Genomic DNA, 22,927 nt, shown 5'->3' with positions numbered 1-22,927 from the left:
CGCGCCAGCACCACGAGGCGTGTTTGTTCCCGAATCGACGAGGGCGAGCAGCTTGCACCCTTCGTCATCGCCGCGAGCGAGCCCACGTGGCGTGCTGGCTTGCGTGGATACGTGTCGCCCGATGGAGCGCGTTCGGTGTACGAGCCGCCTAGAAACGCGGATCGTGCACGATCCGCCCGCAAAAACGCAGAAGTTGTACGAGCCTGATTGCGAGCGAGCAGCTCGAGAGCACGAGAGGACCTCTCAGACCCCGAGCGTTCCGAGGCGCTCGGCGCGAAGCGCGCCAACTCCCGGGACTTCCAAAGGCTCCAGCTCGAGGCCCGTCGCACGCGAAATCAGCAGGTCCGCGAGCTCAGGATTACGCGCCAGGCAAGGACCATGCATATAGGTCGCAATAATCGATCCTTGAACAACCCCGTCGTAGGCGACGGGCGCAGGCTCGCAGCCTTCGGGCGTGCCATTTCCCGTGCCCTTCACAACGCGACCAAGGGGCTTCGCCTCCGGGCCGAGAACGGTTCCTCCGCCGTGGTTTTCAAAACCCGTCAATGTCTCTGTCAGGCCCTCGAGTATCGGCTCACTCACGAGCTCACCGATGGAACGCGAACCTTGAGGGTCGGTCGTAATATCCAAGACCCCAAGGCCTGCGACGCGCTGATCGCGCGCATCTCGATACCAATGGCCCAAGACCTGCAAGGAAGCGCAGATCGCGAGCAGAGGGCGCCCCGCATCGAGGGCGCGCATGAGGCCGGGGTCTTCGCGCAACTTCTGCGCTGCAAGAGACTGGGCGGTGTCCTCGCCACCTCCAAGAGCGTAGATATCAAGGCTTTCGGGGATCGCGTCGAGCAGGCCGACCTTGACGACTTCGGCTGCGATGCCGCGCCGACGCGCCCGCTCCTTGAGCACGATCGCATTGCCCGTATCTCCGTAGGTGCCCAGGACCTCGGGCATGAGGACCCCGATCCGCAGGGTGGATTCGCTCATCACTTCCTCGCCTCCCTGGCATCAAGGATCGTTTTGAAATCTCGCAGAGCCGTGTAGTTGAGGAGCATCTCGACTCGTCCGGGCGCGCATGCGGCAAGCGCCTCCATCGGTGTTTTCACGAAGCTCGTGTGGATATTCGCATATTCGAGGCGCACCGCCAGGTCGGCGCCGCGTTCACCGCAGGCCACGACGCGAATAGGCTCCCCGTCCTCGTCACTCGTTCGCGCGAGGGCGCCAAAGTCGACATCCCAGAGCCAGGACAGGTCCTGCCCATCAGGGATCTGGCCATTGAGCCCGATAACGACCTGCTTCACCTCCGGATCGATCATCGTCATCGTTTCCTGCCAACCCGCAGGGTTCTTCGCGAGCATAATGCGAGCCTGACGCCCATCGACCTCGTAAATGGAATACCGGCCCGCGACCTCGCGAACAGAGCAGATCGCATCGGCGGCGGCCTGCGGGGAGACTCCCAGGGCCGCAGCGGCCGCTACCGCCTGCGCAGCGTTAGAAAGATTCGCTCGACCGGGCAGGGCAAGTGCAAGCTCGACACTCACTCCATCAGGACCATTGAGGCGAGCCTTCGGGGTGGAAGCGGAAAGATCAATGTCGTCGAGCCACCAGTCGGGACGAGGGCGCTCGCACAACTCCGGCAGGGCGCCACCAGACTGGGCAGGAACGAGACGCCAGGTACCGTTCTCCCACAACACTCGTCCGCCGCGAGGATAGGCGATGGAATCCGCGCCCCAACCCGCTCCCGCCGCAACCCACACGACCTTGGAGGAGGAGCAGGCCGCCGACACGATGAGCGGATCATCGCAGTTCGCGATGATGATGGCGTTCGGATGCTCTTCGACGGCCTGACGCAGGCGCAGCTCCACCGAGGAGATCTCGCCGACGCGATCAAGCTGGTCGCGAGACAGGTTGAGCAGGACAAGGACCTCGGGGTTCACCTCGCCCGCGACTGCGGGAAGATGCATCTCATCGACTTCAAGGGCCGCGAAGGGCGCGCGCGGGGCGTTCATCAAAGCGGTGATGACGCCGGAGGCCATATTGTCGCCGTTCGTGTTCGAAGCGACTGGACCGCGGGTTTCGAGGGCGGCGCGCACCATCCGGGTCGTCGTGGACTTCCCGTTCGTCCCGGAGACGATGACTGTATCCATTGGGGCGGCCAAATCGGCCATGATCCTCGGTGAGACGCGCATCGCGACCTCTCCGCCGATCATCCCTCCCGATCCTCGACCGAGGGCTCGGGAGGCCGCTCTCGCCGTTCGCCCTGCGGCGACAGCGAGTGCACTCCTCGGGGAGAGTCGAAGTCCAGGTCTTTGCAAAGTCATGCGGTAACACTAGCGCGAGCCGCAGCCCGTGACCGCAATGACGCAGGTGAGAGCTACGGGCAAGCCCCCATATTCTGCGCGGCGGAGGCATTGAGCGCGCCCCCGAGTGGAATCGAGTCACGAGAGCTGAACTCTCATCACAAGAGCTTCACTCTGCTGCTCCACGGTGAATAAGAGGCGACACGTGCAAAAGGGGATTCACTCACAAGAGAAAAGCAATCACCGATGATCACAATCACCCCACTCACACCGGGAGATCTACCCGCAGGAGAAAAGATGCCGACGCCAAAGATTGTGTCGCCCGTGATGGGAAATCCACTCACAGTGGAGAATGTACCGGCCCCAAGTGCGCTGAGTCGGCGAGGACGGCGGTTCCCCTACTCACGTCCGATCATTCAGCGAGCACTCCCTATCCCCATTTGAGCACTGTCCCCCATCCTGATGTGAGCAGAGTCCCCACCCTGACTTGAGCAGAGTCCAGTGGGCCCTCCACCCCGGGGGTCAGAGAGTATAACTGCCAACAGCTAGTCGACCAACGCCAACAGCTAGTCGATGACCGCGACGCTTCCTTCGATCACTCGCACGCCTGCGGGTCCGGCTTCAATCACTGCGCGCACGCGCTGTTCAGGACGAAAGTGGAAAGGCGGGCGGAACGGCCTCCAAAGAGCGAGTTCCCCTCCCCCACTCGAAGAACGCTTCGGAGCCCAGCTCCGCTCACCACGCCTCACCGGCAAGACTTCACCGCTGGGCGTCGCAGCGAAGACCCGGTCACGCCGTTGCATGAGCTCCGCCAATCGCTCTTTCAGGGCAAGGTTCTCCTCCTCGAGACGTTCGACTGAGCGCTCAAGTTCGAGAATCCTCTGGATCCCCGCGAGGTTGATCCCCTCCTCCTGGCTCATGCGTTGAACATCGCGCAGACGCTGAATATCGCGCTTGGAGTAGCGCCGCCCTCGGCCCTTCGCCCTCGCAGGGATGACGAGGCCGAGGCGGTCGTACTGGCGCAGCGTCTGCGGGTGCATGCCCGCAAGCTCGGCCGCAACCGAGATGACGAAGGTCAAAGCCTCCTCAGCCCCGTTTCCCTGCGCCGCCATCGTCTACGCCTTCGCCTTCGTGAGGAGTTCCGCCCTCGGGTCCGAGTCCTCAAGAGTCGCGATAAAGCCTTCGAGCGCGGCCTTTTGCGTATCGTTGAGGTCTTTGGGAACGGCGACTCGCACCTCGATGAGGAGGTCACCCTTCGTCTTCGAGGTTTCGACGCCGCGGCCCCGGACACGAAGGACAGCGCCCGATTGGGTTCCGGCGGGAACCTTCACCGTGACAGAAGAACCATCGAGGAGGGGAACCTCAATCTTCGCTCCGAGGGTTGCTTCGGCGAAGGTCACGGGCAAGACGATGCGCAGATTGTCGTGGTCTCGAGTGAACACGGGATGGGTGCCCACGTGGATCGTGATGACGAGATCGCCCGGTGCTCCGCCGTTGACGCCGGGACGGCCCTTCTTTCGCAGGCGGATCTTTTGGCCATCCTTCACGCCCTTGGGCAGACGAACCTTCTGTTTGGAACCGTCGATCGACATGATGACCTCGGTTCCGGCGAGGGCTTCGCGGAAAGTGATGCTCGTTGAAGCGTGACGATCCTCGCCCTTACGAGGACGTGGCGTCTGCGCGCCCGCGAAGGGGGAGCTGGCAAAGCCGCTTCGACCGGGATCGAATCCTCCCCCACCGAACCCCTGAGCTCCGGCGAAAGGCTGGCTCGCTCCGAAGAGCCCACCGAGAATGTCACCGAAATCGGCTCCGCCGCCGAAGTTCACGCGAGTGCCTCCACCTGTGAAAGCACCACCGAACAGATCAGAAAGGTCGGGGCCTCCAGCGCCACCCGCGCTGAAACGAGCCCCGCCGCTGGCCATGGAACGAATAGCGTCGTATTTGCGACGCTGTTCCTTATTCGACAGCACCGAATAGGCTTCGCCGATCTCTTTGAAGCGCGTTTCCGCCTTCTCGTCGCCGGGGTTCTTGTCCGGATGCCACGTGCGGGCAAGCTTGCGGTAGGCCTTCTTAATGGCCGCGTCGTCAGCGTCCTTCGAGACGCCGAGGACCTTGTAAAAGTCCTTGTTGAACCATTCTTGTTCACTCACCGCACGTCACCTCCTTCTCGGTTTTTGCCCGGGCGTTCCGGGCGTTCGCGGGCGGGTAATTATTGAGGTGGTCACTCAGGGTTGTCCACCATGACCTTGGCCGCGCGCAGAACCCTCTCAGCGCGGCGGTAGCCGGGCTGGAGAACCTTCGCAATGATGGGGCGGTCGACCTCGGGATTCGTATTCGCGAGGAGTGCCTCATGGAAAGCGGGATCGAAGTCCTCATCTTCTTGGCCGAAACGCTCCAGAAAGAAACGCTGGCCGAGAACAGATTCGAGCTTGCTCGCGATGGAAGCGAAGGGACCGTCGTCGAGGTCGCCGTGAGCGCGCGCGGCATCAATGTCATCAAGGACGCCGATGAGCGCTTCAAGGACCTCAGATTGACCGGATTCTCGGTGTCCGGACGCCGCTTCCTTAGAGCGGCGCACGTAGTTCGAGTACTCCTGATTGAGGTTGTACAGATCCGCATGCGCGCGAGCGAGCTGATCTTCCAATTCGGCGATCTTCGCGAGGGCCTTCACAAGGTCCGAGTCTCCGAGTTCTTCTTCGAAGGCACTCATATCGAGCTCTTCGCCCGGAGCGTTCACGCTTGAAGTGTCGGCCTCGGCGGCGGCGTCAGAGTCGGTGGGGACTGACTCAGCGGCCTGCGGTTCGTCGCTCTGGGCTGAGGACTCGGCGGTGGGTTCAGCGTTCGGCGCGCCGGGCTTGGCGCTCGTGACGCCCTCACCCTGGCCCGCAGGGGCCGACGTCTTCTCGTCGGCCCCTGCAGCCTCGTCCTTCGAATCGGGCTCTTCGCCCAGGTTCTGAGGATTGGTCACTTGGACTCGTCCTCATCCACGATCTCCGCGTCGATGACATCGTCATCGGCCGCCGAAGACGCCTCGGCCTGCTCGCCCTTCGCCTCAGCGGCCTGCTGGGCGGCGTAGACCTCTTCGCCGATCTTCATGGCCGAGGCGTTGAGCGTGTCGAGCGCGGACTTCACGGCCTCGATGTCTTCACCCTTCAGGGCCTCCTTCACGGCGTCGACATCAGCCTGGACTGCAGTGCGCGTACCCTCAGTCACCTTGTCCGCTTCATCCTTGAGGAGCTTCTCGATCGAGTAGACGACCTGCTCAGCCTGGTTGCGGGTGTCAGCCTCCTCGCGGCGCTTCTTGTCCTCAGCGGCGTGCTCCTCCGCCTCCTTCACCATGCGGTCGATGTCCTCCTTGGGCAGGGCCGAGCCGCCTGTGATGGTGACGGACTGCTCCTTGCCGGTGCCGCGGTCCTTCGCCGAGACGTGAACAATGCCGTTCGCGTCAATGTCGAAGGTGACCTCGATCTGCGGGACGCCGCGGGGGGCCGGGGCGATGCCGGACAGCTCGAAGGTACCCAGGAGCTTGTTGTCATGGGCGAACTCGCGCTCACCCTGGTAGACCTGGATGAGTACGGAGGGCTGGCCGTCCTCTGCGGTCGAGAAGACCTCGGAGGCCTTCGTCGGGATCGCGGTGTTGCGGTCGATGAGCTTGGTCATGATGCCGCCCTTGGTCTCAATGCCAAGAGAGAGCGGAGTGACGTCGATGAGGAGGACGTCCTTACGGTCACCCTGGATGACACCGGCCTGGAGGGCAGCACCAATGGCGACGACCTCATCGGGGTTCACACCCTTGTTCGGTTCGCGACCACCGGTGAGCTCCTTGACGACCTCGGTCACGGCCGGCATACGGGTCGAGCCGCCGACGAGGACGACGTGGTCGATTTCGGATGTGGAGATCGAGGCGTCGCGGATGACGTCCTTGAAGGGCTTCTTCGTGCGCTCGAGCAGGTCGGAGGTCATTTCCTCAAACTTCGCGCGGGTGAGGGTCTCATCGAGGTGAATCGGACCATCGGCCGTCATCGACAGGTACTGCAGGGAGATGTTCGTCGAGGTCGAGGAGGAAAGTTCCTTCTTCGCCTGCTCGGCGGCCTCCTTCAGGCGCTGCAAAGCGACGGCGTCCTTCGACAGGTCGGCACCGGTCTTGGCCTTGACCTGGGCGATGAGCCAGTCGACGATGCGCTGATCCCAGTCATCGCCACCGAGTCGGTTATCGCCAGCGGTGGCGCGAACCTGAATGGTGGAGAAGCCGTCCTCGTCCTTGCCGATCTCGAGGAGGGAGACGTCGAAGGTGCCACCACCAAGGTCGAACACGAGGATGAGCTCGTCTTCCTTGCCCTTTTCGAGGCCGTAGGCGAGGGCCGCGGCCGTCGGCTCGTTGACGATGCGCTGGACGTTGAGGCCGGCGATCTGACCGGCATCCTTCGTGGCCTGGCGCTGGGCGTCGTTGAAGTAGGCGGGGACGGTGATGACCGCGTCGGTGACGGGCTCACCGAGGAAGGCCTCTGCATCGGCCTTGAGCTTGGAGAGGATGCGGGCCGAGATTTCCTGGGCCGTGTAGTCCTTGTCGTCGATCGTGATCTTCCAGTCGGTGCCCATGTGGCGCTTGACGGAGGAGATTGTGCGGTCGACGTTCGTGACGGCCTGGCGCTTGGCGATTCCGCCGACGAGAACTTCGCCGGTCTTGGAGAAGGCGACGACGGAGGGCGTGGTGCGCACGCCTTCCGCGTTCGCGATGATGGTGGGTTCGCCGCCTTCAAGGACGGCGATTGCAGAGTTCGTGGTGCCGAGGTCAATGCCGACTGCTCGTGCCATGGTGTTTCCTTCCTTCCGGTCGGAGCGAGTGTCCCGACCAAGGGTTTCTGACGTTCTACAGACTCACTTGAGTCCCTTGGGCTCAACTTTAGAACAGGAGAATCGCGGGCGCAACACGACGCGACTCACATTGAGTCACATGTACTCAACTCTCGTGTCGGCGCACACAACGGCCCAACAACGTCATAGACGCATCACGGATCACCGCCAGAACACGCTCCGCTCGACGCCCAGCAGCGGCTCACTCGTGCGGAGCACGCCGTCGTACGCCCCGACTGGATCGCGCCGTTATCCGCCTGCAACGACACGGTCTATCCGCGTGACCATTCGTGCACCCCCTCCACCTCCTTGAGTAGGCACGTCCGTCACGAGCAATGACAACACCCGGGGCGCCCACAGCCCACATGACATCACCCACACCTTCACTGCAGTCGTCCAAGGCAACGAACGCCGTCTTATCGTCGTTCCATCAGACACCGCCCCCCGCTGTTGCTTCGCCATCACGGGGAGCGGTTTTCTTTCTGTATCGTGGGGAGATGACCGCGCCATCGTTCCCCAAACACTCTCGCACTGACGCTGAGTTGTTGGATCTGATGATCGCTCGCGGACTGCTCATTATTGACCGTTCACGCGCCCTGCAAGACCTCCAGACCTACGGCTATCACCGTCTCGGCGGTTACAGATACCCCTTCCGCCTTCTTCCGACAAGTGAACAGGATCCTCGTCAGCGCAAGTACCGTTCCGATGATTTCATCAAGGGCGCCGCGCACGAGGGCATGCTTAAGGACAGGGTCCGTTCCTCCGGCCCTCGACCAGACGATCGCCCCCAACGAGACGCGCACATCCAGCAGACGCGTTGTTCGACGCATCCGGGACGAAGCGTGTTTCGCACTGGTCGCACCGAAGTCGGTCGACGGCTCAAGGCGCTGAGCCTTGGCACCGGGCGGGGCGTCGTTGCCTCTCCCAGCGTCAGATAACCCCAACGACAGTAGTCGATACGTCTCTTTCGATTTCGATTTTCCTGATCATCCCTTCGATCATCGGACGAGCCACGTGCATCTGTGGCGGCCTCATGAGACGATCGGGCCATGCAGTGCGAACACTGGGACCGGGGCGCATGCCGCTCCTGCCGTTACCTCGACGTCCCCTACGGCGAACAAGTCGCCGCCAAGTCTGAAACGGCGGCCGAGGCCCTCGCCCTCGTCCCCACCGCCGCGGGCGTCCATTGGCTCTCACCGAGGCGATCCGCGCCCACGGCATTCCGCACCAGTGCGAAACTCGTCGTCGGTGGGACCCGTCGGCGCCCCACCCTCGGCATCCTCGGGCCGGATCGGCGCGGCGTCGACCTTCCGGGCTGTCCCATCCAGCATCCTGCGATCAACCGGGCCACGCCCGCACTCAAGCGCTTCATCCGCTCGCTCGACCTCATCCCCTACGATGTTCCGACCAAGAACGGGGAGCTCAAGTACATCCTCCTCACCGTCGGAGCCGATGAGATCATCCTGTCCAAGCGCCGGATGCTGCCGATCCGCGCGGGCGACCTCGATCTCGCCCTCGGGCCGGGCTCCTTCATCCAGACGAACGCCGCCGTGGCCGGCGATCTGTACCGCCAGGCCGCCGACTGGGCGGCTCTCCCCCTCGCATCGGGCGATGCGCCGCAGACACTGTGGGACCTGTACTGCGGCATTGGAGGGTTCGCCCTTCACGCCGCGAACGCTGGCATCCCCCGAGTCACCGGCGTCGAGGTGTCGGAACGGGCGATCGCCTCTGCGATCCGCTCGGCATCACAGGCGGGACTGTCCCGCACCGCTGCGCGCTTCATCGCAGCGGATGCAACCGCGTGGGCTGCTCAGCAAGACCCCGCCACGGCGCCCGACGTCCTCATCGTCAATCCGCCCAGGCGCGGGATCGGGGACGCCCTCGCCCAGTGGGTCAACGAGCACGCAGGCGAGCGCGTCATCTACTCGTCGTGCAATCCGACAAGCCTCGCCCGGGATCTGGAGGCCATGCCCGCCTACCGGTGCGTCGAAGCGCGCCTATTCGACATGTTCCCCCATACCGACCACGTCGAGGTCGCGGTGCTGTTGCGCCGCACCCCCTCCTGAGCCGTGCGGCCGCTGCGCGTCGGCCCCGACCGCCCCTTCATGAGTCGCGCTCTTTGAGTCGGCGCATGCGCTCCCACTGTGCGAGGCCGTCGCGCACCGCATGCTCATACCCGTTGTCCGTCGGCTCGTAGAGGCGGAGCCGCGCGACGCCGTCGGGGAAGTAATCCGCGCCCGAGAAGCCGTCCTCAAGGTCGGGATCGTATTGGTATCCCGCACCGTACCCGAGGTCCTTCATAAGGCGGGTCGGCGCGTTGAGGATGTGCGCGGGCGGCATGAGCGACCCGGTCTCCTTCGCCAGTTTCCACGCCCTGTTGAATCCCCGGTACACGCTGATTGACTTGGGTGCACTCGCCAGATAGACGACGGCCTGGGCGATGGCGATCTCCCCCTCGGGGGAGCCGAGCCTCTCATAGGACTCCCAGGCGGACAGCGCCACGGACAGCGCATTCGGATCCGCCATGCCCACATCCTCACAGGCGAAACGGATGAGTCGGCGCGCCACGTACAAGGGGTCCTCACCTCCCAGCAGCATTCGCGACAGCCAATAGAGGGAGGCGTCCGGGTCCGATCCCCGCATCGACTTGTGGAGCGCCGAAATGAGGTTGTAATGCTCGTCGCTCGACTTGTCGTACAGGGGCGCCCGCGAGGCGACCAGATGGACGAGGCCCTCCGCGTCGAGGGGTTCGCCCCTCGGTCCCAGTGCATCGACCTGTTCGACGAGGCCGAGCAGGTAGCGCCCATCCCCGTCACTCATGGCGATCATGGCGGCGCGTGCTCCCTCGGTCAGCGGCAGTGGCCGTCCGATGAGGCCCTCCGCCCTGTCCATGAGCTCTGCGAGAGCGGCGCCGTCGAGGCGGTGGAGCACCATGACGTGGCAGCGCGACAAGAGCGCGCCGACGAGTTCGAAGGAGGGGTTCTCGGTGGTCGCGCCGACGAGGACGACCGTGCCGTCCTCGACATAGGGCAGGAAAGAATCCTGTTGGGCGCGGTTGAAGCGGTGGATTTCGTCGACGAAGAGCAGCGTGCCCTGACCGATCTGCCTGCGCTTGGAGGCAGCAGCAAAGACCCTGCGCAGGTCCGCCACCCCAGAGAAGGTGGCGGAGACCTGTTCGAAGACGAGGCCGGTCTTGCCGGCGAGCAGTCGGGCGATCGTCGTCTTGCCGCATCCGGGCGGCCCCCACAAGATGATCGACGAGATCCGCCCCGCGTGAACCATTCGCCCGAGCGGGGCGTCGGCTGAAAGCAGGTGGTCCTGCCCGACGACCTCGTCGAGGCTGCGCGGACGCAACCGGTCCGCGAGGGGACGGGTCGTGTCGTCGAATCCGCCGTCCTCAGCCGCCGAATCGAAAAGGGAGGGACCCTCCGGAATCGTCATGGCGCCCGCACCTCCGCCGAGAACGGCGGTCGGGTCGCGCGCCGCATCATCCGAATGCGCACACGGCGGCGCAATCCCTGGTGGTGCGCGAGGGCGCCTCGATACATGCGTCCATCTTATGCGTGGGATCTGCGAGCCGCACGCGACGGCGGGCGCCCGCATTGAGGCGTCATCGGACGATCGCGGGACGGCCGCCGAGGGGCGCCCATCCTCGAAATGTCACAGCTCGTCCATAGGTCCGCCACACGGCGGCGACAGCGCAGCACGGTTACCTGAAGACATGACCATGATGCGACGCTCTGCCTCTCCCGCTCCGCTACTCGCCCGGGAGACCGACCTCATGAGGCGTTTGGGCATCCAGGTCCGCTACATCGCGTCGTCTCTGTCCTCCACCGGAGTCGACTACCTCATGCTCCTCATCCTCAATGCGACGATCGGCGGCCTCTTCGCCCCTGTCATCATTGCGAGAACCGCATCCTGCACGATGAACTACCTCATCAACCGGCGTGTCTTCAGGGCGCGCGGCGGCCTCATCGCGACCGCGGCGCGCTACTACGCATGGGGGGCGGTGATCATGCTGCTCGCCTACGCCTCACTCACGACCCTCACGAACACGGGAGTGCCCCTGTGGGCCGCATCGATCGGGGCGAACTCGTCCCTCTTCGCACTCAACTACCTCGGCCAGTCCTACCTGGTCTTCGGCACCGTCGAGGCGCTGCGCTGCGATGCTTCCCGCCTCGGCTCGCGCGTCGCCGGTCTGCTCGCCTCCGGGCGCGCGCGCCTCGCGGCCGCGGCATGAAGCGGGCGGCGGCGAGGACGGCGCCCCGCCCTCGCTCTAGGCCCGCCTGCGGGAGGCGAACACGCCCCCGGCGACGGCCGCGGCACCGGCGATGGCGAGGACGAGGAGAAGCCCGCCGGCCCCGGTGATCGGCAGCGCGCCCACGATGCCGGCACGAGGAGAGGCCGGTGCATCGGATGCGGCGTCGCGTCCCGTCACGGAGACGACGAGTTCGCTCGTCACCACCCGCCCGTCGGCGAATGAGACGGTCACGGGGATCCGGACTGCGGTCGTCGCATGATCGGCCGGCACCGTCCAGCGGATGACGCCCGTGGTCGCATCGATCACCGCATCACGCGGAGCCGACTCCCCCAGGGTGAACGATGTCCCCTCGGGCAGGGTGACGGCCTTGCCCGACTCGTCGCGCACGATCGGAGTCGCACTCGCCTCGTCGCCCGCCGTCACTGCGACCGGCTCGTAGGAGACGCCGAGGGGCGCGATGGGTCCGGGGGCATTCGCCTCGTCGACGAGGACGGCGACGGTTCTGGCGGGAACCGTCACGGTGCCCGTCGCATCGTCCCAGGTCGTCGTCTTCACCACGGGGTCGGAGCCGGAGGCCTGGACGGGGCTGAGGACGAAGTGGCGGCCCGCCTGCCCGTCGACTGCCTGTGTGAGCGGCTCCTTCGAGGCGTTGAAGACGACGAGGACGCCGTTGAGATTCGGATCGACGCTCGTCACCGCCCGATTCCCTGCGTCCGTGGACGCACCGCTTGGGGCGTTGTCGTCAATGAGCATGAGGAAAGTGCCCGGCGCCTGGTCGGGACCGGAGTTCGGGAAGGAAACCTTCTCCTTGATGAGCCGGGTGGATCCGAGTGAGAACAACGGTGTCGACTTGCGCAGGCGCAGAAGGTCCAGGGCTTGCGCCTTCGCTGCAGCGATATCATCCGCGCCGGGTTTGAGGGAGGGGTCCTCCAACAGCGGCCTCATGATCGGCCACTGCTCCTGATTCGTCGACGCGACTGGCAGGCCGTGTCCGAAACCGTTGTCGCTGCCCGTCCAGTCGATGGCATTGAAGTGGTCGCCCGAGTTGTAGGAGTCCCGGTCGAGCGACTTCGAGCGGAGCCTTTCAGTGCCCGCCGCCCAGAACGAGGGGGATTGTCCGAGGGCGACGGTCGCCAGCGACACCGTGTTCATGCGGATCCGGTCGCTCATCGGCGTCGACGAGGGCAGTTTGTAGGTCAGCAGATCGAAGAGCGTCTCATTGTCGTGGGCGTCCACGTAATTGACGCTCTCCGCGGGATCTGAGGCATAGCCCGCGGACAGGGAGTTGTAGTCGATCTGGCTGCCGAGTTTCACGCTCCCGTCGTAAGTCGTCAGCGCGTAATCCTTGAGATTGCCGGCCACGCCGAGTTTCACCAGGTCGGTCCGGTGCATGAGGTCGGCGAGCTGTTCCTCGGCGCCCCTCGTGTCCAAGCCGTTGGGATCGGTGACCGCGCCGGAGCCGAAGCCCTGGAAGACCCGGTGGTCCGCGTCGAAGGGGCCGCCGCCGTGGACTGCGTCGCGCAGCCGGTCATTGAATGCGCCGATCTGCGTGCCGTCGAGCTGTCCCTGGGTCGCCTGCGTGAACAGGGCGTTGTTTGCGACTTCGCCGAAGTTCCATCCCTCGCCGTACAGGTAGAGGCTCGATCCGTCGACACCGTCCCTTTCGAGGGTGAGTTCGGCGAGCGCCTCCTTCGCCCGGATCATAGTGTCGCGGGAATGGTGACCCATGAGGTCGAAGCGGAACCCGTCGACCCGGTAGGCGCGCGCCCACAGGACGAGGGAATCGATCATGAGGTCTTCGCTCATGAGGTTCTCGGTCGCAATATTGGAGCAGCATGTGGAGGTGGTGATCGCTCCGGTCGCATCGAGGCGGTGGTAGTAGCCCGGGACGATCCGGTCGAGCACTGCCTTGGGGTCCTGCCCCGCTGCGGCCGTATGGTTGTAGACCTCGTCGAGGACGACCTGCAGGCCGACGGAGTGCAGAGCGCCGACCATGTCCCGGAACTCCGCGATCCTTGCCCCTCCGTCCTGGTGACCGTCGGCCGCATAGGAGCCCTCCGGGGTCATCCAGTGGAACGGGTCGTATCCCCAGTTGAAGGCGTCTCGATCCGCGACCGCCGCGACCGCCGCCTGCTGGTCCTCGGCCGCGGGACCCGCATCCGGGATCGTCGGAATCGCTTGATCCGCACGTCTCTCGGGGATGGTGGAGATGTCGAAGGTCGGCAGCAGGTGAACGGTGTCGATGCCCGCTTCGGCGAGTTCCGCAAGCGCCCTCATGCCCGTCGAGTCCGAGACGGTGAATGCCCCGTAGGTGCCGCGCAGCGCGGCGGGCACGGACTCGTCTTTCGCGGAGAAGTCGCGGACGTGCAGTTCATAGATCGCCCGAGAGGCGTCATTGTGGACCCGAGGGGACGGGGTACGGGCCCACTGCTCGGGCATGATCGCCGGGTTCATGAGGTCGATGGTGACCGACCTCGTCGAGTCGGCGGTCAGGGCGATCGAATAGGGGTCGGTGACGGTGTTCGTCTCCACCTTCCCGGTCGCCGGGACGTAGACCTCCACCTCCCACAGGTACTGCGCACCCGCGGTGATGGCCCCGTCCGCATTGTCCACGACCCAGCGCCCGTCGGGGCCCAGGCGTGCGGGTGTGCGGCGGGCGTCCTCGTCGATCTGGGGAACGGAGCCGGTGTCATCGCCACTGTTCCAACTCAGCAGCGTCACACTCTTCGCGGTCGGCGCCCACAGCGCGAAGGAGGGCCTGGACCCCGTCCACGTCACGCCGAGTTCCGCAGTGCGTGCATCGTCGGAGTACAGGGCGTCGAGGACGGGCGCGATCTGCACTCCGGTGAATGCGAAGGGGGCGGAGTGAGCGGTGGCGAGAACGCGGACCTGGCCGGTGAGGGCCCGCTTCACGGCGTCGACGCCGAAGCCGTCCGGGATGCGCAGTCCGATGTAGCCCTTGAGGTTCGGTCGGAGGTCGGTCGCCTCCTTCGGCAGGTCTGCGGTAATTGTCAGCGGCGTCGATTCTCCTCCCGCGACTGCTCCGTCGATGATCTCCGCACCGCCGTTGCCCGCGGTGACGAGGGAGAAGCCGATACCGGCTTCTCCCGAGACCACCTGATCTGCGGTCACGCCCTTGGGGAGCATCGACGTCGGCCATGCGAGGGTTGTCGCATCTACCCAGTAGGCGGCTTGTTGTCCGGTTCCCATGAGGGGAGCGTCGGCGACGTCGATGTCGAGGAGGTGCGTTGCCATGGTGTAGGTGAATGTCACTGTCTTGTCGGATGTCACAGAGAAGGAGTAGTTCGGACCGTCTTCGACCCCGTCGACGCCGTAGTTCTCCGTCCAGGAGCGGTTATGGGCGACTTTGACGAGGTAGTTGCCCATAGGCAGCTTATTCGTTGAGTAGGTCCATGTCCCGTCCCCATTGGGCGCCATGAGTGGTGCGAGGCAGTCGGGCGCCCAATTGCCGCCGTTGTCCCCTCGCGTGCACCCCAGTGGCGCTTGGAGAGTTCCGGAGAGTGTGATGACAGGGCCATCCGCAGTATTCCACACCCGATGGGTTGCGGGGTCGTAGAAGAAAGTGACGGGACCGGTTTCGTCCAGCGAGTAGGTGATGTTGTCTCCGCCGGGGACTCCGTTGGCGCCGTAGCTCTCGTCCCACGTCCCGCCGATCGCGACCTTGTACTGCCATTGGCCTCGCGGCAGGTCGAAGGTTGCGGTGTAGATGCCCGTCTCGGGGTCTTTGATGAGGGCGGCCCTGTCGCATTCGGGTTGCCATTCGCCCGAGCACCCCATGGCGGGGTTGTGGGAGCCTGGGATGGTGACGAGGGCGTCGCCGTCTCCGTCGTAAGCGCCTGTGAGGGCGTTCGTCAGGGTCACCGTCGTCGGTGCGACGGTCGGGGCGGCGACGGTCGGGGCGGCGGCACCGGGGATCAGGAGTCCGGCGCTGATGAGGGCGGCTAGGAGAAGCCGCAGGCGGGTCATTATTCGCGGGGCGTGTGAGGGACTCACGAAGACTCCTTCGTCTTGTGCAGCAAGTTACTGAAGCTACATATCACAACGTACTCCGTGCCGCCCCTCACGCAAAGACCCCGGTCCATTCGCTGGACCGGCACCACGCGCGATCAGGGGCGGACACAACTCGTCGTCCATACGCTGCGCGGCGCTTGGACCGCGACTCGTACGCCCCGCGGTATCCGAAGCGGAACGGCATCGGTAGACTCTCCTCATGACTCGGACGGCGCGCTTCTCATTGGACGGGATCGTCGAGCGCGACGCACTCGCAGCCGCCCCCTTCCTCCTCGGCGCAACCCTGAGCGTTCTCGGCCCGACCACGGCCGTGTCCGTCCGCCTTACCGAGGTCGAGGCCTACCTGGGCGAGCACGACCCCGGATCGCACGCCTTCCGCGGGCGTACCGCTCGGAACTCGTCAATGTTCGAAGCCGGGGGCCGCATCTACGTCTACTCCATTTACGGCATGCACCATTGCGCGAACATCGTATGCGGGCCCGCCGGGTCGGCCTCGGCGGTCCTCTTACGCGCCGGAGAGGTCACCCGGGGGGTCGAGGCGGCCAGGGCCCGCAGGCCGAGGGCCCAGCGCGACACCGACCTCGCGCGAGGACCGGCGAGGCTGTGCACCGCCCTCGGACTGACTCGCGAGGACGACGGGGCGCTGCTGGGCGAGGCAGGCGGCCGCGCCGGCCATGATCCGCCGGGGCCCGAGGACGGGCGTCACCGGCCCCGGCGGGGACGGCGACGCCTACCCGTGGCGCTTCTGGATCGACGGCGACCCGACGGTCTCCGCCTACCGGGCCGCCCCTCGACGGACTTCATGAGCCGGACCGGCGCGCGGGGTCCAACCCGCACCAGCCGACGCTTGCACGCCCGAGTCTCCCATGACGACCCATTCCCATTCGGCGCTCACCCCGCGACGGTGCGCCCACCGGCGAAGCGCCTCCTCGTTGACGCACTCCGTCCCGGCGATGAGGATCGCAGTCGACAGGACCTCCGCCATGACTCCGCTCGCGCACAAAACGCTCGCCGGGCGCCGCGCCGACGTCGGCGCGGCGCCCGTCCTCGGGTCGACAATCCGATGGGATGGCGGGCAGGACGCTCCGCCTGGAATCCCGGACGTCGACAGTGCCCCTCCTCGCAGGGGCACCGACCCCGCCCAGTCGTCCGCTCCCCCGACGGTGTCGCGCAATCCGATCCGCCAGGGCGCGCCGCTCGTCCTCGTCCCCCATGCGGCGAGCGATGAGGTTCCAGCGGAGACGAGGACTCCCCCGGCTCCCATGTCGACCGCGAGGTCGCGCAGACGGTCCGCCGTCTCCCCCTTCGCTACTCCGCCGAGGTCGACCCTGGGGTGCGCGCTGTCGCTGCTCGCAATGAGGCGCCACTGGCCGATGTCATTGCGCTCGAGGCGCGACGGCGAGCACGCCCGGAGGGCTCTCGCCCGTTCCCGTTCGTCCGGCGCGAGCGTCGCAGGGTCTCCCGACCCGAGTGCGCGCCCGCCGCCCGCACCCTCCCACAGTGCAGCGAAGGCGCCGATGAGCGGTGTGAACACTCCGCCGGTCGCCTCCGACAGGGCGAGGGCATCGACAAGGAGGCGATCCGTCGACGCGTCGACATCCGTCCACCCCTGTGAGGCGTTGAGTCGCGATACATCGGAGGAATCAAGGAAGACGGACCAGAGCTGCTCATGGGCGTCGACGAGGGAGCAGGCGGCCTCGGTGATTGCCCGCAGGTCCCCGCCGTGGCCGACGAGGTCGAATCGGGTGCCCATCGCGGGGAAGGAAACCCTCCAGGTTGGCAAGCCGCTGACGCTGAAATCGACCGTCGCGCCCCATCCCGTGGCACTGCGCGACGACGGGAGTCTCACCGATCCGCCCCGCCGAGGTCCTTGTCCAACCCCTCATCCCGCATCGAGTCGGACAGTCCGGGGATGTCGACCCGGTTTGCCGCAGCATCATTGTCAACCCCCTGGGCTGCGGAAATGGCACGGATCGCGGCCTGCATGAACTGGGAGTGCGCGACGGTCGCACCGGAAATCACGTCGACCGCATTCGGGTCGTCCGTTTCCGTCAGTCGCCGGGAGTATTCCTCGAAGGAGTCCACTGCCGCCTGCGCCCTGGCGTAGTACTCCTCGTTGAAGACCTCCCCCGCGGAGTTCAGCTCCACACTCGAAAGATACGGGGAAGAACAAGTCAGAGAGAGTGAGGGACCGGGGCGGTGGGTACGAAGGGAGCAAGTCAGGCAGTCCCAGGACTCGTTCGTGAAGAGCAGAGGGCGCGCGGACATAAGGAAGCAAGAGCGCGTGGGCAGCAGAGTTCGACGACGAGCGCCGAGGTCGAATGGACACAACTTCGAGATCCGAGGCGCAAAATCAAGACTTCAGACACAAGGGTCGACCTTTAGAGAGTCACATCAGAAAACTTTGCATATTTGTCAATCCAGACTCGAAATGCACACACCTCCATCAGAAAAACCACTTCCTTTACCAATACTTTCCAAACCCTGAGTGAGCTGCACACAAACTCCCCTACCATCGGAAGAGGAAAATGATTCTTATTCGCCTTTTCTGCTACCCTATTAGGGCCTCCAGAAGCCGGAGCATTCCCATCAATTCAACGGAGACTTGATGTTGAACATACGAAAAGTGATCGGCACAACCCTGGCCGGTCTTGTCACCCTGGGAATGGCGGGCACTGCAATCGCCGACCCAACTCCCGACCAGACGTACGCAATCCCCGCCGCAATCCCGACCTCGGACGTCGAGAAAGTCGCCACCTGGCAGGACATGAAGTTCGCCATGTTCATCCACTGGGGCGTCTACTCTCACTATGCCGGCTGGTACAAGGGGCAAAAGCAAGAAGTCGGCTACCCCGAGCAGATCAAGGCATGGGGGCACCAACAAACCTGGGATAGTCGCATCCCCCTGTCGGGAATCCCCCGCGAGGAGTACCTCGCTACCGCGCAAACCTTCGATGCTCCCAACTTCGATCCCACCGCCTGGTGTCAGCAAGCCAAAGACACCGGCATGAGAATGCTGCTCATCACTTCCAAGCACCATGACGGCTTCGCCATGTGGGATACGGCGACAACCGACTACAACTTCGCCAAGCAGTCACCCTCCCACCGCGATCCCATCCTGGAACTATCACAGGCCTGCAGTCAGGTCGGTATCAAGTTCGGTCTCTACTTCTCCAACATCGACTGGGAGAAACAGCCCGAGAATCCGTGGAGGAATGACAACACCCTCAACGAAGAGGGCTACATGGACTACATCCATGAGCAGCTCAAGGAACTCCTCGGCGGCAAGTACGGCGAGATCGCCGAGCTCTGGTACGACATGGGTAAGCCCAACCCCGAGCAATCTGACAAGATGCGCCAGTGGGCCCATGAGCTGCAGCCGAACATCATGATTAATTCGCGTGTGGGCAATGATCGCGCCGACTTCGAGGTCGGCTGGGATAACGAGCTTCAAAGCGAACAGACACAGGGCCCCTGGGAGTCCGCCGTCTCCATCTTCCCCAAGTGCTGGGGCTACTGTGAATGGGACAACGTTAACGCGCAGTACCTAGACACCGGGTATCCGGACTACCCCGACTGGGATCACGTCACTAATGTCGATAACCAGACCTGGCTGCGCACAGACCCGAACGGCGCAGCGAAAAAGACTCGAGAAACTCTGACAAACCTCTTCAACACTGCAGCACTGGGAGGCCAGCTCCTCTTCAACGTCGGCCCGAAGTTCGACGGCTCCTACAACGAGTGGGACGCCTCCGTCCTCAAGGCCATCGGTGAGTGGAACACCGCTCACCCTGGTGTTCTCACGAACTCACGTCCCACCTACTTCCCCATCGAAGAATGGGGCAAGACCATGGTTGACGACTCCCATATCTACATGGGCGTCGAGAAGTGGGAAGAAGGCAAGACCATTACCCTCAGGGGCGCAGGCGCGAACTCGATTGAGTCCATCACCCTGGATGGGACTGATCAGGCCCTTTCCTACACGGTTGAGGGCAATGACCTTGCCATCACGCTGCCCGCCGTCCCCGACGACTTCCTGCCCGTCATCGCGGTGAAGACCACCACGGCCCCCGTTTACGTGCCCGTGGGCCTGACCACCGTCACACAGGGGCAGACCACGATCGGAAGCGAACACCTCGAGATGTTCAAGGCGCCGACTCCGAAGACTGGTGAGACTCAGGTCATCGCCTCACTCACCTCCGGCGATAAGCGCGCCGAAGGCGTCTCGCTGCGCTTTGACACGACGGGCTTCACAGACAGCTACGCCAAGTACAAGGTCACTGTCGGCGATCAGAAGATCGGAGGGTTGACAACTGCGGATCTGGCCGCTGGCGTTGGTGCTTTCACGCTCGAAGCGGGACGCACCTACCGAGCGACCCTGTCCTACGACGACCCCTACTACGCATTGAAAGGCTTCGGCAAGAACACGAAGGTCACCTCAGTCACGGTCAGCGCACAAACCGTGAAGGAGCCTGCGTCGATCAGCTTGGATCTCCTTTCCGTCACCCCGGGCGAGAAGGTCACTTTCACCGGGAAGAACTTCACGCCTGACGCGACCATTCTGCTCACCTTGCATTCAGACCCGGTCGACCTCGGGACCGCGAAGGTGGCTGCGGATGGAACCTTCACCGCTGAGGTCACCATCCCCTCGGATACGCCCATTGGCGACCACCAGCTGATCGCCCTCGACGCTGCGAGCGGCGAGTCCGTCAGTATCCCGCTGGCCGTGGCGGCGCCCGCTCCGTCCAATCCGCCCGCTGCCGAGCCAGGTCCCCAATCAGGGACCCAGCCCTCCAACGACGGGTCCTCTTCCACAGGTCTCCTCGCCCGCACGGGTTCGAGCGCACTGCCGGTCCTCTTCGGGGCCGCACTGGCCGCAGGAGCTGGAACCCTCTTGCTGCTGCGCAAGCGCACAGCCCGCTCCTGAGCACTAGCTCCCGTTCGGGGCCGCCGCATCACCTCACAGTGGGCGGCGGCCCCAAGCCTTGTCCATTTCACTCAAAGAGTTCGTCGAATACATCGTTGAGTGAGCCAAGCCACGTGACGATTCGCAGCGCATTGCGAGCAGCGTGACCTCAGGCACATCTTTGCTATAGCCATCCACAGCTACGAAAACAGTGTTACCGTCGTTTTATCAGATACCGCTCCCCGCTGTTGCTCAGCCATCACGGGGGCGGTTTTCTTTCTGTCATCGGAAAAGACATGTGCGTCCGTAGCCACCTCATGGGACGATCAGACTATGCACTGCGAACACTGGGAATCGGGGGTGTGCCGTTCGTGCACTCTCATTGAAGTGCCCTACCAAGAACAGCTGGCCGACAAAGCCCGTTCGCTGAGAGCCACCCTCGACACTGTCCCCAATGCTTCGAACATTCACTGGCTCCCTCCTGCCTCATCCGAGCCCCGAGCTTTTCACACCTCAGCAAAACTCGTCGTCGGCGGGACCCGCAGGCGCCCCACCCTCGGCGCCCTCGGAGCTGATCGGCGCGGCGTCGACCTCCCCGCCTGCCAGATCCAGCACCCCGCAATCAACAAGGCCATCCCCGGACTTAAACGCTTCATCCGTGCACTCGACCTGACGCCCTACGACGTGCCGAGGCGATCCGGAGAACTCAAATACATCCTTCTCACCCTCGGAGCCGACGAGCAGCTCATGTGCCGTTTCGTCTTGCGCACGCGCGAGCGTGTCACCGATCTGCGTCGTTCCCTTCCCCTTCTGCGCGAACTCGTCCACGGCGTCTCAGTCGTCACCGCGAACATCCACCCCACACACGAGGCAATCGTCGAAGGACCCGAAGAGATCATCCTCACTAAGGCCCGCGTTTTGCCGCTGATAGTTGGTGACACGAGGCTCGCCCTCGGACCGCGTTCCTTCGTCCAGACGAACACGCAGGTCGCCTCCCAGCTCTACCGTCAGGCCGCCAAGTGGGCGAGCGCCCCCATCGCCAAGGCCGCCCCCTCCACCGCTTGGGATCTGTACTGCGGAGTCGGTGGCTTCGCGCTCCACCTCGCCCAGGAGGGCATAGCCTCGGTTGCGGGAGTGGAGGTTTCAGATCAGGCGATCTCATCGGCGATCACAGCCGCAAGGTCAATGGGGATTAGCCGTTCAAAAGCCGTTTTCGTGACGGCGGATGCCACCGAATGGGCGAAAGCACAGCCCGCGCAGACCCACCCCGATGTGCTCGTCGTCAATCCACCCAGGCGCGGCATTGGCGAAGAACTCGCCCGATGGATCGAAGAATCCGGCATCCGACGAGTCATCTACTCCTCGTGCAACCCGAAGTCCCTCGTGAAGGATCTCGCGCTCATGCCCTCGTACCAAGGAATCGAGGCGAGGCTCTTCGACATGTTCCCGCACACCGATCACGCCGAGCTCGCCCTCGTCCTCGAAAAGACGAGGACACTCCCCTAAGCCCTGCAAGCCAGGATTCTTACGGCGACTCGACGTGGAGGAAGCGCGCACTCGAACACGAGCGAAGGAGAACACCAAACGGGCATCCCTCCTTCAGTGCTCACAGAGACTTACACTCATGGCAAGCGTCCCGCGCACAAGCGCGTCGACCCCGAACGATGAGGAAAACCAATGGCCGTTGAACTGCTGACCGAATCCACCCCGGAAATCGTCGAAGCGATGGAGCGCCTCATCCCCCAACTCTCCCGCTCAGCGAAACCTCTCGACGCTCAAGCCTGCGAACGATTCATCTCCCAGCCCGGCGTTCATTTCCTCATCTACCGCCCCGACACAGCCGACGCACGAGGCGAGCATCCGATCCTCGGCATGCTCTCACTCGCGATCTTCGAGATTCCCACTGGCGTTCGAGCCTGGATCGAGGATGTCGTTGTCGACGAAGCAGCGCGCGGTCAGGGCGCGGGCCTTAAGCTTGTCGAAGCTGCTCTTGAACAGGCGAAGAAAGTCGGCGCGAGAACCGTCGACCTCACGAGCCGCCCTTCACGCGAAGCCGCGAATCGCCTGTACCGCCGAGCAGGTTTCGAGCAGCGTGAGACGAACGTGTACCGCGTGCCCTTGGACTGACGTGGACCGCGCAGACCTCGCAGTCACCGCCGACATAGACCACGCGCCCCTGGACTGAGCTCTTCGAATCTGAAGCGTTGCCCGAGTGGAGGGCCACACTCTTCATTTCTGAAAGCACCACCGCTGTGGGTATGCACCCCGGGCGGATGATGCTCTGTGACTTGCGCTCATGCTTCGTGACGCCCACTCACGCTTCGTGATGCCCACTCACACCTCATCATGAGTCTCCCCTTTCAGAGATCAGGGAATTAGGTTAGCCTTACCTTGCCTAATTCGGAGACCCCTCCGAATTAGGCCAACCACACGAAAGGACACTCAGCATGAGCGACAAGACCATCACCGAGATTCTCGAAACAAAACGCGAGGACGCTATCCTCGCTCCCAACTCCAACCACCACCCGGGCGTGCACGCGAGCACCGCTTTCCAGCTCGAAGCCGAGCTCAAGGGCTGAA

At 64.2% G+C, this 22,927-nt stretch carries 17 protein-coding genes and 1 pseudogene; 8 read left to right on the top strand and 10 right to left on the bottom strand.

Features of this window, described 5'->3' with window-relative positions; translation table 11 throughout:
- Positions 1-243: 243 nt before the first annotated feature.
- The 6 genes from FFA61_RS00820 to dnaK form a co-directional block, all read right to left on the bottom strand.
- Complete coding sequence (locus tag FFA61_RS00820) at positions 244-981, bottom strand: type 1 glutamine amidotransferase (RefSeq protein ID WP_005962394.1); 738 nt, start codon at positions 979-981, stop codon at positions 244-246.
- Positions 981-2,315 (bottom strand): Mur ligase family protein, encoded by a 1,335-nt coding sequence (locus tag FFA61_RS00815; protein ID WP_207382556.1) that lies wholly within the window; start codon positions 2,313-2,315, stop codon positions 981-983. The genes FFA61_RS00820 and FFA61_RS00815 overlap by 1 nt, the downstream gene beginning before the upstream one ends.
- Positions 2,316-2,860: 545 nt before the next feature.
- Positions 2,861-3,406 carry a heat shock protein transcriptional repressor HspR gene (locus tag FFA61_RS00810; protein WP_005962396.1) on the bottom strand — a complete coding sequence of 182 codons (546 nt, stop codon included), beginning with the start codon at positions 3,404-3,406 and terminating at the stop codon, positions 2,861-2,863.
- Between the two features lie 3 nt (positions 3,407-3,409).
- A complete protein-coding gene (locus tag FFA61_RS00805; RefSeq protein WP_005962397.1) occupies positions 3,410-4,444 on the bottom strand; it encodes a DnaJ C-terminal domain-containing protein in 1,035 nt (344 codons plus the stop codon).
- A 71-nt stretch (positions 4,445-4,515) separates the two neighbouring features.
- Complete coding sequence (locus FFA61_RS00800; protein WP_005962398.1) at positions 4,516-5,262, bottom strand: nucleotide exchange factor GrpE; 747 nt, start codon at positions 5,260-5,262, stop codon at positions 4,516-4,518.
- Positions 5,259-7,109, bottom strand: coding sequence for a molecular chaperone DnaK (dnaK, locus tag FFA61_RS00795; protein ID WP_005962399.1), 1,851 nt, complete (start codon positions 7,107-7,109; stop codon positions 5,259-5,261). The genes FFA61_RS00800 and dnaK overlap by 4 nt, the downstream gene beginning before the upstream one ends.
- 536 nt (positions 7,110-7,645) lie before the next feature.
- Between dnaK and FFA61_RS00790 the strand changes: the two genes are divergently transcribed.
- Both FFA61_RS00790 and FFA61_RS00785 read left to right on the top strand, forming a co-directional pair.
- The gene (locus FFA61_RS00790) at positions 7,646-8,086 is read left to right on the top strand and encodes an Abi family protein (RefSeq protein ID WP_131247183.1); all 441 of its coding nucleotides are present in this window, start codon (positions 7,646-7,648) and stop codon (positions 8,084-8,086) included.
- A 111-nt stretch (positions 8,087-8,197) separates the two neighbouring features.
- Positions 8,198-9,214 carry a methyltransferase domain-containing protein gene (locus tag FFA61_RS00785; protein ID WP_005962401.1) on the top strand — a complete coding sequence of 339 codons (1,017 nt, stop codon included), beginning with the start codon at positions 8,198-8,200 and terminating at the stop codon, positions 9,212-9,214.
- Between the two features lie 37 nt (positions 9,215-9,251).
- Here the strand turns inward: FFA61_RS00785 and FFA61_RS00780 are convergent, their stop codons facing one another.
- On the bottom strand, positions 9,252-10,589 hold the full coding sequence (locus tag FFA61_RS00780) for a replication-associated recombination protein A (RefSeq protein WP_005962402.1): 1,338 nt from the start codon (positions 10,587-10,589) through the stop codon (positions 9,252-9,254).
- 286 nt (positions 10,590-10,875) lie between these two features.
- Here FFA61_RS00780 and FFA61_RS09160 point away from each other — a divergent pair, with 286 nt between their 5' ends.
- On the top strand, positions 10,876-11,388 hold the full coding sequence (locus tag FFA61_RS09160) for a GtrA family protein (RefSeq protein ID WP_040313558.1): 513 nt from the start codon (positions 10,876-10,878) through the stop codon (positions 11,386-11,388).
- A gap of 36 nt (positions 11,389-11,424) precedes the next feature.
- On the opposite strand, the gene pulA is transcribed toward FFA61_RS09160, so the two are convergent.
- Positions 11,425-15,396: a pullulanase-type alpha-1,6-glucosidase gene (gene pulA, locus FFA61_RS00770; RefSeq protein ID WP_005962404.1), complete on the bottom strand. Its 3,972-nt coding sequence runs from the start codon at positions 15,394-15,396 to the stop codon at positions 11,425-11,427.
- Positions 15,397-15,640: 244 nt separating this feature from the next.
- Between pulA and FFA61_RS00765 the strand changes: the two are divergent.
- Positions 15,641-16,247 (top strand): annotated as a pseudogene (locus tag FFA61_RS00765) (DNA-3-methyladenine glycosylase).
- Here FFA61_RS00765 and FFA61_RS00760 read toward each other — a convergent pair.
- Complete coding sequence (locus tag FFA61_RS00760) at positions 16,217-17,194, bottom strand: FAD:protein FMN transferase (protein ID WP_005962408.1); 978 nt, start codon at positions 17,192-17,194, stop codon at positions 16,217-16,219. The pseudogene FFA61_RS00765 and the gene FFA61_RS00760 overlap by 31 nt on opposite strands.
- A 92-nt stretch (positions 17,195-17,286) precedes the next feature.
- Positions 17,287-17,589, bottom strand: coding sequence for a hypothetical protein (locus FFA61_RS00755; protein ID WP_005962409.1), 303 nt, complete (start codon positions 17,587-17,589; stop codon positions 17,287-17,289).
- 460 nt (positions 17,590-18,049) lie between these two features.
- Between FFA61_RS00755 and FFA61_RS00750 the strand changes: the two genes are divergently transcribed.
- The 4 genes from FFA61_RS00750 (at position 18,050) to FFA61_RS09485 (ending at position 22,926) form a co-directional block, all read left to right on the top strand.
- On the top strand, positions 18,050-20,368 hold the full coding sequence (locus FFA61_RS00750; RefSeq protein ID WP_005962411.1) for an alpha-L-fucosidase: 2,319 nt from the start codon (positions 18,050-18,052) through the stop codon (positions 20,366-20,368).
- Between the two features lie 312 nt (positions 20,369-20,680).
- The gene (locus FFA61_RS00745) at positions 20,681-21,853 is read left to right on the top strand and encodes a methyltransferase domain-containing protein (RefSeq protein WP_005962413.1); all 1,173 of its coding nucleotides are present in this window, start codon (positions 20,681-20,683) and stop codon (positions 21,851-21,853) included.
- Between the two features lie 171 nt (positions 21,854-22,024).
- Positions 22,025-22,474 carry a GNAT family N-acetyltransferase gene (locus FFA61_RS00740; RefSeq protein ID WP_005962414.1) on the top strand — a complete coding sequence of 150 codons (450 nt, stop codon included), beginning with the start codon at positions 22,025-22,027 and terminating at the stop codon, positions 22,472-22,474.
- Between the two features lie 320 nt (positions 22,475-22,794).
- Positions 22,795-22,926, top strand: coding sequence for a hypothetical protein (locus tag FFA61_RS09485; RefSeq protein ID WP_005962415.1), 132 nt, complete (start codon positions 22,795-22,797; stop codon positions 22,924-22,926).
- The last annotated feature ends 1 nt before the right edge of the window (position 22,927 follow it).

Source organism: Schaalia cardiffensis F0333, from assembly GCF_005886435.1.
Lineage (GTDB): Bacteria > Actinomycetota > Actinomycetes > Actinomycetales > Actinomycetaceae > Pauljensenia > Pauljensenia cardiffensis.
This window is presented reverse-complemented; position numbering and strand designations above follow the sequence as displayed.

Coding starts and splice junctions, on each gene's coding strand:
- FFA61_RS00820 (WP_005962394.1), bottom strand. CDS start 981: ATGAGCGAATCCACCCTGCGGATCGGGGTCCTCATGCCCGAGGTCCTG.
- FFA61_RS00815 (WP_207382556.1), bottom strand. CDS start 2,315: ATGACTTTGCAAAGACCTGGACTTCGACTCTCCCCGAGGAGTGCACTC.
- FFA61_RS00810 (WP_005962396.1), bottom strand. CDS start 3,406: ATGGCGGCGCAGGGAAACGGGGCTGAGGAGGCTTTGACCTTCGTCATC.
- dnaK (WP_005962399.1), bottom strand. CDS start 7,109: ATGGCACGAGCAGTCGGCATTGACCTCGGCACCACGAACTCTGCAATC.
- FFA61_RS00790 (WP_131247183.1), top strand. CDS start 7,646: ATGACCGCGCCATCGTTCCCCAAACACTCTCGCACTGACGCTGAGTTG.
- FFA61_RS00785 (WP_005962401.1), top strand. CDS start 8,198: ATGCAGTGCGAACACTGGGACCGGGGCGCATGCCGCTCCTGCCGTTAC.
- FFA61_RS00780 (WP_005962402.1), bottom strand. CDS start 10,589: ATGACGATTCCGGAGGGTCCCTCCCTTTTCGATTCGGCGGCTGAGGAC.
- FFA61_RS09160 (WP_040313558.1), top strand. CDS start 10,876: ATGATGCGACGCTCTGCCTCTCCCGCTCCGCTACTCGCCCGGGAGACC.
- pulA (WP_005962404.1), bottom strand. CDS start 15,396: ATGACCCGCCTGCGGCTTCTCCTAGCCGCCCTCATCAGCGCCGGACTC.
- FFA61_RS00760 (WP_005962408.1), bottom strand. CDS start 17,194: ATGGGCACCCGATTCGACCTCGTCGGCCACGGCGGGGACCTGCGGGCA.
- FFA61_RS00750 (WP_005962411.1), top strand. CDS start 18,050: ATGTTGAACATACGAAAAGTGATCGGCACAACCCTGGCCGGTCTTGTC.
- FFA61_RS00745 (WP_005962413.1), top strand. CDS start 20,681: ATGCACTGCGAACACTGGGAATCGGGGGTGTGCCGTTCGTGCACTCTC.
- FFA61_RS00740 (WP_005962414.1), top strand. CDS start 22,025: ATGGCCGTTGAACTGCTGACCGAATCCACCCCGGAAATCGTCGAAGCG.
- FFA61_RS09485 (WP_005962415.1), top strand. CDS start 22,795: ATGAGCGACAAGACCATCACCGAGATTCTCGAAACAAAACGCGAGGAC.